The 15,921-nt window shown below is 37.4% G+C and carries 15 protein-coding genes and 1 pseudogene; all 16 read left to right on the top strand.

The window, feature by feature from the left end:
* The first annotated feature begins 31 nt into the window (after positions 1 to 31).
* A complete protein-coding gene (locus G396_RS0100840; RefSeq protein WP_028124738.1) occupies positions 32 to 607 on the top strand; it encodes a GIY-YIG nuclease family protein in 576 nt (191 codons plus the stop codon).
* Between the two features lie 29 nt (positions 608 to 636).
* The gene (locus G396_RS0100835) at positions 637 to 2,346 is read left to right on the top strand and encodes a terminase large subunit (RefSeq protein ID WP_051221018.1); all 1,710 of its coding nucleotides are present in this window, start codon (positions 637 to 639) and stop codon (positions 2,344 to 2,346) included.
* Between the two features lie 30 nt (positions 2,347 to 2,376).
* Complete coding sequence (locus G396_RS0100830; RefSeq protein WP_028124736.1) at positions 2,377 to 2,562, top strand: hypothetical protein; 186 nt, start codon at positions 2,377 to 2,379, stop codon at positions 2,560 to 2,562.
* 36 nt (positions 2,563 to 2,598) lie between these two features.
* Entirely contained in the window at positions 2,599 to 3,924 is a 1,326-nt protein-coding gene (locus G396_RS09760) for a phage portal protein (RefSeq protein WP_051221016.1), read from the top strand.
* On the top strand, positions 3,848 to 4,495 hold the full coding sequence (locus G396_RS0100820) for an HK97 family phage prohead protease (protein ID WP_248623891.1): 648 nt from the start codon (positions 3,848 to 3,850) through the stop codon (positions 4,493 to 4,495). Before G396_RS09760 ends, G396_RS0100820 begins: the two co-directional genes overlap by 77 nt.
* Positions 4,496 to 4,552: 57 nt before the next feature.
* Positions 4,553 to 4,774, top strand: coding sequence for a hypothetical protein (locus G396_RS0100815; protein ID WP_028124734.1), 222 nt, complete (start codon positions 4,553 to 4,555; stop codon positions 4,772 to 4,774).
* A gap of 14 nt (positions 4,775 to 4,788) precedes the next feature.
* A complete protein-coding gene (locus tag G396_RS09755) occupies positions 4,789 to 6,024 on the top strand; it encodes a phage major capsid protein (protein WP_034907330.1) in 1,236 nt (411 codons plus the stop codon).
* Positions 6,025 to 6,043: 19 nt separating this feature from the next.
* A complete protein-coding gene (locus tag G396_RS0100805; RefSeq protein WP_028124733.1) occupies positions 6,044 to 6,409 on the top strand; it encodes a head-tail connector protein in 366 nt (121 codons plus the stop codon).
* Positions 6,409 to 6,765, top strand: coding sequence for a phage head closure protein (locus G396_RS0100800; protein ID WP_028124732.1), 357 nt, complete (start codon positions 6,409 to 6,411; stop codon positions 6,763 to 6,765). Before G396_RS0100805 ends, G396_RS0100800 begins: the two co-directional genes overlap by 1 nt.
* A 1-nt stretch (position 6,766) precedes the next feature.
* Positions 6,767 to 7,174 (top strand): HK97-gp10 family putative phage morphogenesis protein, encoded by a 408-nt coding sequence (locus G396_RS0100795; RefSeq protein WP_028124731.1) that lies wholly within the window; start codon positions 6,767 to 6,769, stop codon positions 7,172 to 7,174.
* A 1-nt stretch (position 7,175) separates the two neighbouring features.
* A complete protein-coding gene (locus G396_RS0100790) occupies positions 7,176 to 7,724 on the top strand; it encodes a hypothetical protein (protein ID WP_028124730.1) in 549 nt (182 codons plus the stop codon).
* A 37-nt stretch (positions 7,725 to 7,761) separates the two neighbouring features.
* Entirely contained in the window at positions 7,762 to 8,391 is a 630-nt protein-coding gene (locus G396_RS0100785; protein ID WP_028124729.1) for a major tail protein, read from the top strand.
* A gap of 96 nt (positions 8,392 to 8,487) precedes the next feature.
* Positions 8,488 to 8,877 carry a hypothetical protein gene (locus G396_RS0100780; RefSeq protein ID WP_028124728.1) on the top strand — a complete coding sequence of 130 codons (390 nt, stop codon included), beginning with the start codon at positions 8,488 to 8,490 and terminating at the stop codon, positions 8,875 to 8,877.
* Positions 8,878 to 9,086: 209 nt separating this feature from the next.
* The gene (locus G396_RS0100775) at positions 9,087 to 13,355 is read left to right on the top strand and encodes a phage tail tape measure protein (RefSeq protein ID WP_028124727.1); all 4,269 of its coding nucleotides are present in this window, start codon (positions 9,087 to 9,089) and stop codon (positions 13,353 to 13,355) included.
* A 3-nt stretch (positions 13,356 to 13,358) separates the two neighbouring features.
* Positions 13,359 to 14,138 carry a hypothetical protein gene (locus G396_RS0100770; protein WP_028124726.1) on the top strand — a complete coding sequence of 260 codons (780 nt, stop codon included), beginning with the start codon at positions 13,359 to 13,361 and terminating at the stop codon, positions 14,136 to 14,138.
* A gap of 1 nt (position 14,139) precedes the next feature.
* Positions 14,140 to 15,921, top strand: a pseudogene (locus G396_RS09750) (hypothetical protein); the annotation flags it as partial.

Genomic DNA, 15,921 nt, shown 5'->3' with positions numbered 1-15,921 from the left:
CGGTGGCTTTTTTTATTGGAGAGATATATTTTTGGGTGAATATTCATTATATATGCACACCAATAAGATTAACGGTAAGAAGTATGTAGGTATTAGTAAGAACCCTGAGAAGCGATGGAAGAATTATCAGGGGTGTACTCATTTTTATAACGCTATTCAGAAATACGGGTTTGATAATTTTGAACATGAAATACTTCTGACAGGACTCACTGAGAAGCAAGCGATTGCTAAAGAAACTGAATATATAATTCGATATGACACAGTAGAGAACGGTTATAACCTAACTTATGGTGGTAGCGCTTGTGTTTCGTGGAGTAAGAAAATGCGAGACGCTCAGGCAGAGCGTATGAGTAACCCTGACTACAATCCTATGACGAACGGTACTGTTATCTTTGGAGTGACACACAAGAAACCTAGAGCTAAAGGGGTAGAGGTAACTTTCCCTGAAGGCTCAGTATTAGAGTTTAATTCTGTTAGAGATTGCGCCAAATACTTTGGAGTGGTACACAGTAGAATACTGAAGATACTCTCCAACCCTCAACCATTTCAACTAAGTAAATATACAAAAAAGAAAGCACCTTATCAAAATGAAAGGGTGCTTTTTTAGATACATATAATAAAAAAAGGGGTGAAGAATTGAGTGAGGACTACTTAACCAATGGGATAAAACAAGTGAAACACCAGATACTAACTTATGTTGACGAGTCCTTGAACGGTACAATCCCCCAAGGTAGACCTATGAAGTGGGCTATGGAACGCTTCCTGAGAGACTTGAATAACAGTAAATGGTATTTCGATTGGGAAGAAGTTTATAAGTTCACTGAATGGTGTAGGTTAGCAAAGCATAGTAAAGGAGTTCTTGCTAACCAACCAATTGAATTACATGTTAGTTCACTATTTGAACTAGCCAATATCTTAGCTTTTAAGAATAGTGATACAGGGTATAGACGTTTTCGTGAGGCACTAATCTTTGAAGCACGTAAGCAAGGTAAAACACAAAAAGTGTCCTTATTAGCTTCATATATAGCTTTTCTAAGTGAAGAACAAGAAGAAATATATATTGCGGGTTGGGATAGAAACCAATCAATGTTAGCTTATGAGGAGATTTTATTCCAGATAGAGCATATGGATATGCTGAAAGATAAATACTCTGATTCATACCATAGAATTAAGGTGTTAAAGAATGGCTCAACAATCAAAGCCTTGTCTCGTGAAGCAAAGAAAACAGGGGATGGAACAAACCCTTCTGTAGCAATTATTGATGAATATGCTAACGCTCATGAAACAAATGAGATTGTAGACGTGCTGAAAACAGGGATGGTCGCACGTAAACAGCCTTTAATGCTGTATATCACGACAGCGGGGTTTAACTTACATTATCCTGCATATAGCTATTACCAATACTGTATGGATATTCTCAATCCAGATAGAGATATTGAAAATGATAGTATTTTTGTAGCAATATACCAAAAAGACCCCGAAGACGATATAAAAGATGAGTCTAAGTGGGGTAAATCGAATCCAGTTGTAGTGACGTATGAAGAAGGTCTCAACTCTTTGAGAGAGGGTTTGAAGTTAGCACTTGATAGACCTGAAGAATTACGAAACTTTATGACTAAAAATATGAATGAATGGGTAGACCAAAAGGATAATGGGTTTATAGATATGAAGAAATACGAGCGTCAGGTGATGAATGAGGCAGATGTCGAAGATTTCCTGAAGGGCGCTAATATGTATTACGGTATTGACTTATCCTCAACCACTGACTTAACCAGTCTAGGTTGGGTGGCAGTTAAGAAAGGTCAATTCCTTTGCGGTCAGAGGTCATATATCCCGTCTGAGAAGTTTATGGAGCGGAAATCACACGATAAAGCACCTTTTGAAATGTATAAAGACCGAGGAGAGGTTGTCTTGACAGAGGGTGCGGTGGTTGATTATGAGTATTTAATGAATGATTTACGAGAAATGGCACGTAAATATGGCTGTAGAGAAGTAGGTTTTGATACATGGAACGCTACTCATTTAGCTAGTACCCTGACAAATGAAGGGTTTGTTATGGTGGATATTCCACAAGGTATTACTAAATTAACAGAACCTACTAAGAAATTTAGGGAACAACTCTATAAACAAACCCTATTTCACACAGACGATAAGCTCCTGAAGTGGGCAGTAGGTAATGCGGTGATAATAACTGACGCTAACGAGAATATAAAGATTAGTAAAAAGGTATCGAGAGATAGAATTGACCCGATTGCTTCTATCTTAAATGCGTTTGCTAGAGCTATGTATGATGACCAAGTTGTAGATATGAATGCAGTTATCCTGAGTGATAATTGGTCATTTTAGAGGTTTTGAGTATAGAAATGAGGGGGTAATATGGGAATTATCTTTGATTTTTTGGTAATTATTGGGGTTTTTTGCATAGTTTATGCAAGTTTTTTAGTGAATTTTGTTCTAGGATTGTTTGTTCTTGGACTAACATTAGTCGTCACAGGCTTCTTTTTTGCCTTTTTCTATAGGGTTTTAAAGGAAGTTAAGGAGTATGAAGGTGAGTATAAATGACTAAATTGAGTCATTAAAGGGGGTGAGAACAGATAAATGCTAGAGAAATTGTTTTATAAAGACGTTCAGGCTACCGCTGAATTGCATGATAAGTGGGGAACTCTGTTTGATATTTATGTTGACAGAGACAAACTTAATAGCGCACATGCAGCACCTAGTAACGCTTTATTATTTGATACAGTTTATGCCTGTATCAATGTTTTGTCGGATGATATAGCGAAGTTACCTTTTAAAACTTATAAGCGTGACCCTAAAACAGGAAGTATTAAACCTATCACAGATAGTGATATTTACAATATCCTGAGAGTTGCACCTAACCGATACATGACCCCTTATACATTCTTAAAGTTACTAGTAACTGATGTATGTACTTGGGGTAATTTTTATGCCTTGATAGAGTTCAACAATAAAGGAAACGTTAAAGAGCTTAAACCTTTGGTTGCCAGTATCACTAGACCAGTCATTGATGTAGACACAGGAAATCTTTACTATCAAACGACTGTAGATGGTGATAGTCAGCTATACTACTCGTCTGAAATCATTCATATTAAAGGTATGACTACAGATGGGATTATTGGTATGAGTCCAATTGACGCTGTAAGATTGCAATTAGAGTCTAATGATATTGCTAATAAATATAATTACAATATGATTCGTAACGGTGGGTTACCGCAAGGTATCTTAACCGCACAAGGTATGTTGGATACTAAGGCTAAACAGAAAGTTAGGGAAGCTTGGGAACAGATAAATAACAATCAATCAATAGCGGTTGTTGATCAAGGTTTAGAATATAAACAAATTGGTATTAGTCAATCTGATATGCAATGGTTGAGTAGTCAGAAGTATAACTCACAACGAATTGCAAGTATTTTTAAAGTACCGTTACATAAGATTAATGACTTGGATAAAGCGACTTATACCAACATTGAACACCAATCTTTAGATTATGTTAAGAATACACTTCAACCTTGGGTAGTTCAGATTGAACAAGAGTTTATGAACAAGCTCTTCACTGATGACGAGGTTAAACAAGGGTACTATGTAAAATTTAACATGGATTCTGAATTGCGTGGTGACAGTAAGTCGAGAGCTGAAGTCAATCAAATTAACTTTGCCAATGGTTTTAACACGATCAATGAGATAAGAGCTAAGAATGAGGACTCCCCATACGATAAAGATTATGGGAACGAACCGTTCATTTCTCTAAACTATGCACCAGCCAAGAATATTGATTTATTCCATACGAATAACTTTGGTGTAGCACTACAAGGAGGTGATAAATCGAATGAACGAGAACCAAATGACAATCAACAAGGTAAACAAGATGAAGAACAGCAAGAATCAGAACTTGACAGACACTGATATTCGCTCATTTAATACGGATTTTGAGGTGAGAAGTCTTGAAGAAAACAATGAAACTATGATTCGTGGGTATGCGCTGAAGTTTAATAGACCCTCTGAAGACCTAGGTTTTATTGAATATTTACAACGGGACTGTCTTAATGATACTGATATGAGTGATGTTGTAGCTTTACTTAACCATAATGAAAACTATGTCTTAGCTAGAGCAGGTCATAATATGACGTTAAGTGTTGACGATACAGGATTGATGTTTGAATTTAAGCCGACTAATACAAGTTATTCACGAGACCTTGTTGAAAACATGAAAGAGGGTTTAATCAGTAAGTGTAGCTTCGCTTTTACCATCCCGAAAGGAGGTGACACATGGCGAAAACGGTCAGACGGGATGTATGAACGGACTGTAACTAAGATTGATAAATTATACGATGTATCAATCGTTACAAGACCAGCTTATTCTGATACGGAAGCCATGTTATCTACAAGGAGTTTAAACTCTTTGGAAAATGTTCAATCAGATAATTCTGATGAACGGGAAAGATTGATTATCCAATCTGAGGTAGAACTGTTGTGAGGTGATTAGTTGCAAGATTCAATTGAAATGACAAATGAAATGTTGTGAGGTGATTAGTTGCAAGATTCGATTGAAATGACAAATGAAATGTTGATCAATATCCTCCGCAACTCGGTAGAAAGAATTGACTTAGAGAAAGTTCAGAAAATCTCAATCGGTGCGAATACTGAGGATGATATTTCAACTTTAACCTTCATTGTCGAATATAAAGAACCAGATGCTAAAGACGCTGAACCTTTCTATATGGAAACAGGTTCAAATATTAAATTACAATATTAAAGGAGACGGTTTATTTGAATAAAGAATTACGTAAATTATTGAAACAATATGAGGAAAAACGCTCAGAGTTTGAAGATGTAAAAGAAACAGCTGAATTAGATGAATTACGAGATCTAAGTTCTACATTAAAAGAAATGAAAGAACGTATTACTATCCTTTCTGAAGACCGTGAAATCGTATTAGATAATGTTGAAGAACGGAACGTGGAAATTAAAGCGAACAACGTTCCTGAAGTACGAGAATTAACAATTGAAGAATTAGAAGTAGAATACGAAAAAACTTTTGTACGTGCTTTACGAAAACCTATTGGTGTTAAATTAACCCGTCGTGACTTTGAAGTTTATGACCGTGTTTTAGAAGTACGTGACGCTCCGACAGTGAACCCTCATTTCCAATCAGCAGTTGGTGAAGATGGTGGCTTCATCATTCCTAAGTCAGTATCAACTATGATTCATGAATATAAACGAGGGTTAGAAGCTGACTTAACTAAGTTAGTTAGTGTGTTCAAAACTAATATTCCTAGTGGTGAGTTCACTTATGAAAAACTTTCTACTATCACACCTTTTGTGAATGTTAGTGAATGGCAAAATATTCCTGAAATCGAAACTCCTCAATTCGAGCGTAAGGAATATAAGATTAGTGATTATGCAGGTATCTTACCGATTCCTCGTCAATTGTTACAAGACACAGACCAAAACTTGTTGGCTTATGTAGCTAAGTATATTTCTAAGAAAACTATTGTTACTCGTAACAAAGCTGTCTTAGATAAGCTTAAAGAAGCTGTCACTAACAAAGTTGCTGTATCTACTGTTGATGATGTAAAAGATATTCTTGACTTAAAATTAGATATTGCTTTCAGAGAAAACGCTCAATTAGTAACTAATCAAACTGGTTACAATTACTTACGGAAAATGAAAGACAAAAATGGTAACTACTTATTACAACCTGACGTGACTCAATCTGATAAATATACTTTAGATGGTCATACAATCACAGTATTACCTGATCGCACGTTAGCTAATACGGGTAAAAAAGCACCATTCTATGTAGGTGACTTTGAAGAAGCTATCACTTTTGTAGACCGAGGTGTATATGAAATTACCCCTACTACAATTGGTGGAGACTCATTCAAACGGAACTCATATGATATTCGTATTATTGACCGTTTTGGTGTAGTATCACTTGACCCTGAAGCTTTAGTGATGGGACAAATTGACACTTCAGTAGCACCCGCTAGCCCTGAAGCCTAGTCATTAAGGTTGGTGAGTCATGGACTTCATTACACCAATCATAAGCGTAGAGCTAGTCGCTGACTCACAACGATACACCGAAGACGAATATCCAACAATTGAACGATATATCAAGGGTGCTCAATCCCTGTTATTCAAAGCAGGGGCGTTTCACCCTGAAGACCCTCTAACAGTGACCGCTATTGAAATGATTGTTGGTCACTGGTTAGAGAATCGTGACTTGATGGGGTTTGACTTTAAGAGTGTAGACGCTTTACCGATTGGTATTACAGCAGTTATTAATGTATTGAGATTTTATCCAACACCTGAAGCGACTGAAAAAGAAATTATCATGGCTGATAAAGCGATTGATGAATTAACCAACCCTGTTGGAGGTGAGGTATAGTGAAAAATGCTAAAACCTCTGATATGCGACACAAGGTTAAATTGTATAAACAGGTTAACGTTAGAAACCGAGAGCTTGGTACGGTTGAAACCCGTTGGATAAAAGATTTTGAAGTATGGTGTCGTGAGGTCACCATTTATCGTGAACAATTAGAAACAATTGTATCAGGGGCTGAAACCCTCAGAGATAGAAAAGAGTTTGAATGCAGACTCACAAAGACAAGCGAGAAAATAAGTTCAAGACACAGACTAACGTACCAAGGGAAAATGTACCGTGTATCAATTGTCGGTGATACTAACGGTACTCATGATAGAATACGTTTCCTAGCGGAAGCCTTGGAAGACGGAGGTGCTTAGAATGGCTAATATTTCAATGGAAATTACCCCTGAGTCACTTTCAGAGTTCATAAATAATTTAGCTATCCTAAGCAATAAAATGAATAGACAAACCACTGAAGCAGTACGTGAAGGTGGTAAGGTTGCTAAAGAGATTTATAGAGCGGTTACACCCGCAAAGTCAGGTAACGCTAAGTCGAGTGTCGATATGGAGAATGTAAGCACAAGCGGGTTTTACAAATCTATAAAAGTTGGTTACGGTTCTAGTAGTTATTGGTATATGTGGTTTGTGCATGAAGGTACTTACTCTAAGGGTAATCCTAAAGGTATCTCACCTCGTAAACATATTGAAAGAGCTTTACCTACTATGTTTGCAAGCGCTCAGGATGTCATGACCGCTGAAGTTCGAGAAGCACTGGGAGGGTGGTAGTTTGAATATTGAAAAATTAATTCACTATATTGTCCTTTCAGAGCCTGAAGTCAGAGAGCATATATCACAAGTTGACGGTATATATAACGTGGGTGCGAATCGTACAACAAATGGTGTATATCCACTGTTTGAATACCATGAAATTGGTGGTACAGATACGATGTATGCGGATGACTCCCCTGAGTTTGAACGGTACACATTTCAAGTTAGCTATATTTCAGCAAATGAAGAATACAGATTCCTGAGGGCAAAAATTAAATCAGCATTTAGAAAAGCTGGGTTTATAATCAACTCTGAGTATACCGTTAAAAATGCTTATACCAACCTGTTTCATTATAGTATTCATATCAAGATTGAACTAGATGACAGCTTGTTCAAACATATGTTGGATAAGTACGAGACAATTTACAATGAAATACAACCTGTAGGTAAAGATGAAAAATTACCTACAGGTTTTTATTATGACGAGTCAAGCAACTCTGAATATGAAATAGTTGATGAAACTGAGAATATGGAGTTTATCGAATACGATATTAACTCTACTGAATAAAATATATAAATATCTAAATATAAAGGAGACGATTTATTTGACAATTTCAATGGAAAAAGGTCTAGTGCGTATTGGGGTACGGAACTTTCACTTTAAAGAATTATTAACCGATGATGAAGATGGCGCTACTTATGGCGAGCCTGTTCGTATTGAAGGTTTGATGTCAGTCGGTTTATCACCACAAGTAACTGAGGGTGATTTATATGCGGACGATATTTTATCTGAGTACAACTCCGCTGTAACAGCTTTTGATATTACGGTAGGTACTAAAGCATTTACTGAAAAACAACGTGCTAAATTATTAGGTTATCCAATTGACTCTAATGGTAAAATGCGTGTAACTTCAAATGCAATTGCACCATATTTTGGGGTAACGTTTGAGGCAGAGCGTTCAGACGGTTCTTATGAGTTCGTACAAGTTCATAAAGTACGGTTCTCACCACTTGAGGAGTCTTGGGAAACTAAAGGTTCATCAATCTCATATCAAACACCGTCAATCTCAGGTAAATCAATGGCGCTGTTATTCAACAATGCTTTCTATGATATGATTGGTGGTACTGCTGAAAATGCTTCAGTGACTTCAAAATGGCACGAAAGTAAAAGTGTAGAGCCTATTGATACTGATGACGAAGATAGTGGATCACACGATGTAGGTTCTGAAGATTAGTCATAGTGCAACAATTAAGGGGGGGGTAAACCTCCCTTATTTTTTATTGTATAAATTTAAATTATTAAAGAGTTCAAATAGTAAGGAGTGCTAAAAGTGGAAATTGCTTTAATCAAAGACGGTAAGAAAACAATTTACAAACAAAACAAGGTAAACGTTGCAACCATTCTAAAAGTCCTTGAATGGGATAAACGTACAACAGCCACTCAAAATAAGATTCTGAAAATGGTCCAAGCAGGGATTGATGGTGAGTTGGAAGAAGATGATATTGATACGTCAGCATTTAACCCGAATGAAGATATTGAGTTCACCACTGATTTAATAGTTGGGTTCTTCAATGGTCAGTTCACTTATGATGAGTTTATCAACTATGCTTTCTTTAAACATATTGGTGAGTTCTATGACCTAGCTTCACAAATCTTTGACCTTGCTTTCCAACAAAAGGAAGAAGCCGAGGATTCAAAACAGGGAAAAAAGATGAAGTAGACTTTCTGGAGTTTATAAAGAAAGTCTATAAACACTTAGCTGAAACCTATAATTGGACGATTGAAGAAATTGACCAAATGGACTTCTACAAAGCACTTGACCTACTATTTGTTGACGAAGATAAAGAACATGAAAATGTAGTTGATGGGTACTTTGATACATTCATAGGTATCTAACACCCTGAAGCTATATAAACAAGGGGTGAATAAATGTCAGATGTAATAGGTAACCTCGTTGTAAAAGTCGATATGGACTCCGCTGACTTTGACCGAGGCCTGAAATCTTTACAGAAAGAAGCAAGTCAGTATGGACGTCAGGTAAGAAACCTAACTAAAGCGAGTCAAGACCAAAACTATTCCTTAGGGATGGGTAGTAAGGCGCTTGAAGCTATGCGTAAACAATACTCAACCCTGAACTCAGTCGCAGGTCAATACGTGAATAAGTTGAAAGAAACTAAAGAAGGTACTGATCAATACGACTATTTATCAAGAAAGTTAGAAACAACCGCTTCTCAGATGGCGAAACTTAAATCTGAGTATAGCGTTTTCGCTCAGAACATGGTACGTGAGAACGACTTATTTTACAAGATGTCTAATGGCTTAAATAAAGCTGGGGACAGAATGATGAACTTTGGACGTAGTATCAGTAAGGTAGGGGATGTCATTACCCGAGTAGGCGCTGTAGCCACAGCAGGTGGTGCTGTATTCGTAAAATCAGCTATGGACTATGAAAAAGGTTTAGTTCAAATTAAAAAGACCACTGGTGAAACTGACGCTGGTATGGCCAAGATTAGTAAGAGCATTATGGGTATGGCTAAAGAAATGCCAATTGCTATTGACCAATTACAAAATGTCGGTGCAATTGCAGGTCAGCTAGGTATTAAAGGTGCTGATAACATTACTCGGTTTACTGAGGTAATGACTAAAATCGGTACGGCAACCTCACTAAGTGCTGAAGAAGCTTCAGAAGCTATTGCACGTTTCACAAACGTATCAGGTACTGGAACAAAAACGATTGACAGGATTGGTTCTTCACTGGTTGCATTAGGTAATAATTTTGCAACTACTGAAACAGAAATTATGTCAATGGCTAGTCAGCTAGTCGGTACATTGTCAACTATGAATGTTGCTGAAGCAGATATTCTAGGTCTATCAGCAGGGATGTCAGCTATGGGTATTACAGCTGAACGTGGGGCAAGTAGTGTTTCTAAATTCTTTGTAGATATGTCTTCAGCTGTTTCTGAAGGTGGAGAACAATTAGGTAAACTTGCTAAAGTCGCAGGTATGACGAGTGATGAGTTTGCCAACCTATTCCATAAAGATAGTATGGGTGCTTTCCAATCATTTATTAATGGTTTAGGTAAAGCTAAAAAAGAGGGTAAAGACTTAGTACCAATCCTTGAAGACTTAGGTATAAAAGAGATTCGTATGCGTGATACTATCCTGAAATTAGCTAATGGTTATAAGACGATGAATAGCGCCTTGGAAACTTCACGTAAGGCTTATCAAGAAAACTTAGCTTTAGAACAAGAATATCAAACTCAATTAGAGTCAACATCGGCTCAATGGGAAATTGCTAAAAACAAACTGAAACTATTTGCTATTGAAATAGGTAACGCTTTACTCCCATCTATAATGGACTTGTTAAATTCAACAGGTGGACTTCAGGATATGGCTAGAGACTTTAGTGATTGGTTTACAGGTATTGATCAAGGACTTAGAACTAACATTGTAAAATGGGGTGCTTTAGCAATTGCACTCGGGCCTGTAGTATCTGGTATCGGTAATGTAATCAGTATCGGTGGTGGGATATTAAAACTGTTTAGTGGTATAACTGGTGCTGTATCTACAGTTACACAAGCCTTTAAACTACTTAAACTCGGTGGTATTACAGGTGAAGCAATGGCACTTACAGGCGCTGTAGGTAAAGTTGCAAGTGTACTTGGGTTCTTGTCTAGTCCATTAGGAATTGCAACAGCAGGACTTACCGCCCTAGGTGCAGGGTTTGCTTATGTTGCTTCTGAAGCTATAAAATCTCAGAGAATACAAGCTAACTTTCCTAGCATTACTGATGTTACCGATAAGCAAGCGGCTTCACTTTACAGAGTACGGGACGCTTATACCAAAGTAGGCGCTGAGATTAGCAATCTTAATCAGAACTCTAATATGGATAGTGTTGTCGGTGGCCTTGGTGAGATTCAAGGGGAAATCGAAAAGCTAAACTCTGAAAAGATTGATAAATTGAGAGAATCGTTTGCTAAACTTCCCGAATCGGTACAAGGAAATCTTAAAGGCTCACTAGACGCTACAATTAAGAATATTGAACAGCAAACTCAGCGTGTTCAAGACGCTATGGATCGGTTGGGCGATATTCAAGAAAAGACTGTAAAAAATAGTGGGGTCATACCTGAGAAGTATCTCAAAGAGGTACAAGGTTTAACACAAGAAATTCTTGGTGACTATGCTATATCACTTGGTAAGACCGCCAAGCAAACTGATCAGATTTATCAACAAATGACTAAGAGTTATAAGGATATGACTGGTCAAGAGGTTTTAATGCGTGAAGAACAGATTAAAAAGTTCAGAAGCGCTGAGGACAAACTTTATCAAGAACAGTTAGACGCTTTCCATCAATACGCTCAGGAAGCAAATCTGGGATATGCTGAATATAAAGAAAATCAAGCTACACTTGAACGATCGCACAATTCAAGAATGATGGCTTTAAACTCTGAATTAATTCGTTCTCACATGGAAGCCCAAAAGAGGGTAGCCGAATCATTAGGTAAATCCTTTGATGAGAACTCAGAAACTTATCAGCGAGCCCTAGCTTATCTCGAAAGAGAAACTGGTTTATCTAAAGCAGAAATAAAAGCTATCTGGGAAACAGATCCTATTGACTTTGGAAAAATGACACAAGGTGCGCAAGAAGCGTTTAACAAATTAAATGAGGCAATTAATGATAGCGGGATTGATATGGCGAATATCAACACTGAAGGCTTAGAAAAATTCATTGAAGAAGCTAAAGAAGCGGGATTGACTTGGGATGAATTAGAGCTTCTGTCAAAAGACGCTAACATTGATGATAACACTCGTGAATTTGTGAACAAAGTTTTAGAATCAGGTAGAGTTTGGGACTTCATGACCCTTGAAGAAAAGATGGCTATGATTGGTGTAGAAGGTGCTGATCAAGTCAATGAAGCACTTGCAGAAATCGGTGGATGGAACGCTATTGACGCTAAGGTGCAGGAACTAGTCGCTAATGGTACACCCGCTCAGGAAGCTATTAATCAGGCTATGAGTGATTTACAAGTGTTCAATGCTATGTCCCCTGAAGAAAAAATATTAGTTGCTGATGGCACAATTGCTAGTCAAGAAATACGTACAGCAATTCAACAACAAGACTTATGGAACAATACAGAGTTTGTTGACAAGTATCTAAATGCTATAGCGAATACTGATGACGCTGAAGGTGCTGTTCAATCGTTACTTGCTCAGTGGGGTATTTTCCCAAGTGGGGATACTAAAGTCCTAACCGCTGAAGCTAATACAGGTAACGCTCTAACCAACTTAGGCGCTTTAGTTGGTTATTGGCTAATAAACGTACTTGGACTTCAACCCGCTCAGTTAACAGCTGAGGATAACACAGGTGAAGCCACTGGAAGCGCTGAGGCTAACATCAACAAGGTACAAGGTATGGAAGCCATAGCTAAACTGTTAGCTAGAAATGAAACAGGTGGCCCTGTAGGTGAAGCAACTAGCGCTGTAGATGATTTTGGTGCTTTAACACCTAAAGTCCCATTAAACGCTGAAAATAATGCAAGTGTGCCTGTTGGAGCTGCTAGTGCATTGGTTACAACCTATGGATTATTAAAACCGAATGTTCCTTTAAAAGCAACTGATAATGCCTCGGCCGCAGTAGCAAGAGCGCAAGGTTATATCAATAGTTTACGTGGTAAAACGGTAACAAACTATATCAATACTATTTATAGAACCTTTGGACGTCACCATAAAACAGGTACTAAGTACCATGAGGGTGGTTTGGCAATCCTCGGTGACGGTATGAAGAAAGAGCCTTTCCTAACCCCTGACGGGTACTTTGGTGTATCTCCCGCAAGAAACACTGAGTATAACCTCCCTGAAGGAACTAAGGTATGGCCATCTATTGCAAACTTTAAACGTGAAGCATTGAAGAATATCAATCTACAACCGTTTGTAGATAGACTTCCTAAGTATAAAACGGGTACGGATAAATCATTCTTAGATGAATTAAGAAAGATTAAAGTCCCTGAAAAATACTTAGAACAAACTAAGTCTGAAACAACCGTAACTCCAGAATCAGCAATCACAATGAATGTCACTGTACAAGTGGTTGGTGATTCGATTAATCGCTACCAAGCAGATAAATTAATCGAACCGTTAGTTGAAGCGGGTAAACGGTATAGTAAGCGGACAGGTCAACCTGTAAGAATAGGAGGGTAGATAGTGTCAGTTTATAAACTAACACAAAATAAAAAACCATTAGTCGCAGGTAATCTAATTATTACATATCCTGATGGGCGAGTCTTAGATTTTAACAAGAACATTTCAACCCTTGTAGCAAGTAGACCTAAGACAATTACTCGAATCAGGCAACGTGACTTATATACTTTCAAAGGTAGAGATGGTTATACAGCCATTGATAATGGGACGGATGAAGCGAATGAGATTGATGTTGAAATTACAGTAATTGCTAAGAATGAAGATGAGTTTGAGAAAACTCTAAATGTTTTAGACAATTTGAGATTATACACAAACTTACGTTTCCACTTCTACCATGACCCGTATGCTGAGTATGAGGGTATGATTGAAAGTATTGAACTTCAGGGTGGTAGACAGTATAAGAGTTCTCAGAAAGGTACATTGAAGTTGCGCCTACAACCCGCAAGGTATCCATTTGTTTCTCAGAGAGTTTACACACTATCTAACGGGGATTCATTCCAATATGACTTTGGGCAATTGAAACCAATTTTTGAGTTATCTGGGTCAGGGGATATACAAATTACCGCTGATGAAGTAATCACCCTGAAAGCAGTTCCTAGTGGGGAGACTCTATATATTGATAGCTTGGTGCAGAAGATTTATTCAAAACCAAGTCCTAATACATATCGCAATCAGAGTCACTTGAAATATACTTATCCATATCCTGTATTACCTTCAGGACAAAGGATTAAATGGTCTGGTGAAGTGACTTCACTCAAAGTAACCCCTAACTGGAGGTTATAAGATGTTATTTATATATGACAAAAATGATAAGTCATTTAACAATGAAGGCTTAGGGTCACCCACTCAATTTGTCAGTGACCCTGAGATAACCTATAGTAACGGTTTTTGTGACCTACAGTTCTCACATATCATGATGGCACAAGAGTCACAATATCTTACTGAGGGGAACATTATTAAAACTCAGTTTGAAAAAGATGGTGAATATGTTCAATTCACTATATATGAAACAGAGAAAGATAACGTAAGTGGTATTATTTACGTCAATGCAGAACTTAGGGTATTACACGAGTTAAAACACAGTGTTGTTAAAGCACATAAATACACCTCACAATCGCCTATAGAAATGATTACAGAAATTCAGCATAACCTAGACCCCGCTTATGATATTAGAATTATAGGTAATTCTAAAATAAGAGGCGATTTTGAACATGAAGACGTTACAGCATATAATGCTCTTTTCAATGATGACGGTATTATAAATGCTTATCAACTAGAAGTAAAATACATTGACTTAGGAATGAAGCTAGGTAATACACTTGGACGTGCAAACGCTATGCGAATCAGAGAAGCTGACTTTGTTGAAGAATTAAAAGTCACTAGCAACACTGAAGAGATGGTGACACGTATAATACCATTTACTACTTTAGCAGTTGATAAAGCTATCCCTGATAAAAGCTCTTCACAGATTCGATATAAAGCAGAAACGACTGAAACCAAGGTTTATGGTAACCCTGTCCTAAGTCCTAATGTTGATAAGGGTTATCCTATTAGGACAAGTTTTGTTGAGTTTAGAAATGAACGACTTGAAGAGAAGTCAGAGTTTACATACGAGCGTGAAACTGGATCAGGGGATGATAAGAAGACTGAGACAGAAAAAGTTGAACTAACTCGTTATAAATATGAGAATATCAATGCTCTAAATGCTGAAGCGAGCAAGTTTTTTGAGAATAATATTGGCGTTGACGAGCCTAAAATGTCAGCTTCACTGAACACACTCGGTTTACTAGAGCAAGAATACGGTGAACTAACACAACTAAAGCTACATGATAACGTGGAAGTGCTACTCAAAGATGGCCAAGTTGTTCATATGAAAGTTGTTGAGGTAACCTATGATGGTGCGATTGAACGTAACATAGGTTATCGGTTTGATAATAAAAGTATTACTACATCACAGGCTGAAAAGAACATAAACAGAGGTAAGTTATCTCAGGACGCCTTGTCAGAAAAGATTAGACAAGAAGCGTTAGAAAGAGAAAAGACAGAACTTATTAATTATGTCTACAATCAAGCGGGTAATCGTTTAGAGTTTACCAACGTTTTACCTGAACCTGACGGTTATCGTGAAGGGGATATGATCTTCCTTGAAGATGGTGACAATCAGGGTATTTACGTTTTGGAAAATGGAACATGGGTTCTTAAAGTTGACCTGAACTTTAGCAAGGTTGTTGAGGATTTAGTCAATACTTCGATTAAAGAAATGAAACAAACTCAGATAGAGCTTGAAAAGCGTATGGCTGAAATTGATGAACAACTCAAATCAATTGATTGGGAAGCTGATATTGACAGCATTATCAAACGATTAGAAGAAGCAGGACTATCCAAGAAAGAAATAGACGAAATCAAGGCAAGCATTCCTAACTTCGATGATTTAAAATCCGAGATTGAAGCGGTGCGAGAAACATCAAAGGTGAACGCTGAAATGATTGGGAATGACGGAATCACACGATATAACAAAAATCTACTGATTGGCGAGTTTGACCGTAAGTTAGAAATGCGAGACCTT

Origin of the sequence: Eremococcus coleocola DSM 15696 (genome assembly GCF_000428865.1) — a bacterium.
Lineage (GTDB): Bacteria > Bacillota > Bacilli > Lactobacillales > Aerococcaceae > Eremococcus > Eremococcus coleocola.
Note: the sequence above shows the minus strand (reverse complement) of the source record. Positions and strands in the feature narration are given on the sequence as shown.

What these genes read in the sequence shown, in the direction of transcription:
- G396_RS0100830 (WP_028124736.1), top strand. Translation starts at nt 2,377, where the DNA reads ATGGGAATTATCTTTGATTTTTTGGTAATTATTGGGGTTTTTTGCATA.
- G396_RS09760 (WP_051221016.1), top strand. Translation starts at nt 2,599, where the DNA reads ATGCTAGAGAAATTGTTTTATAAAGACGTTCAGGCTACCGCTGAATTG.
- G396_RS0100820 (WP_248623891.1), top strand. Translation starts at nt 3,848, where the DNA reads ATGAACGAGAACCAAATGACAATCAACAAGGTAAACAAGATGAAGAAC.
- G396_RS0100805 (WP_028124733.1), top strand. Translation starts at nt 6,044, where the DNA reads ATGGACTTCATTACACCAATCATAAGCGTAGAGCTAGTCGCTGACTCA.
- G396_RS0100795 (WP_028124731.1), top strand. Translation starts at nt 6,767, where the DNA reads ATGGCTAATATTTCAATGGAAATTACCCCTGAGTCACTTTCAGAGTTC.
- G396_RS0100775 (WP_028124727.1), top strand. Translation starts at nt 9,087, where the DNA reads ATGTCAGATGTAATAGGTAACCTCGTTGTAAAAGTCGATATGGACTCC.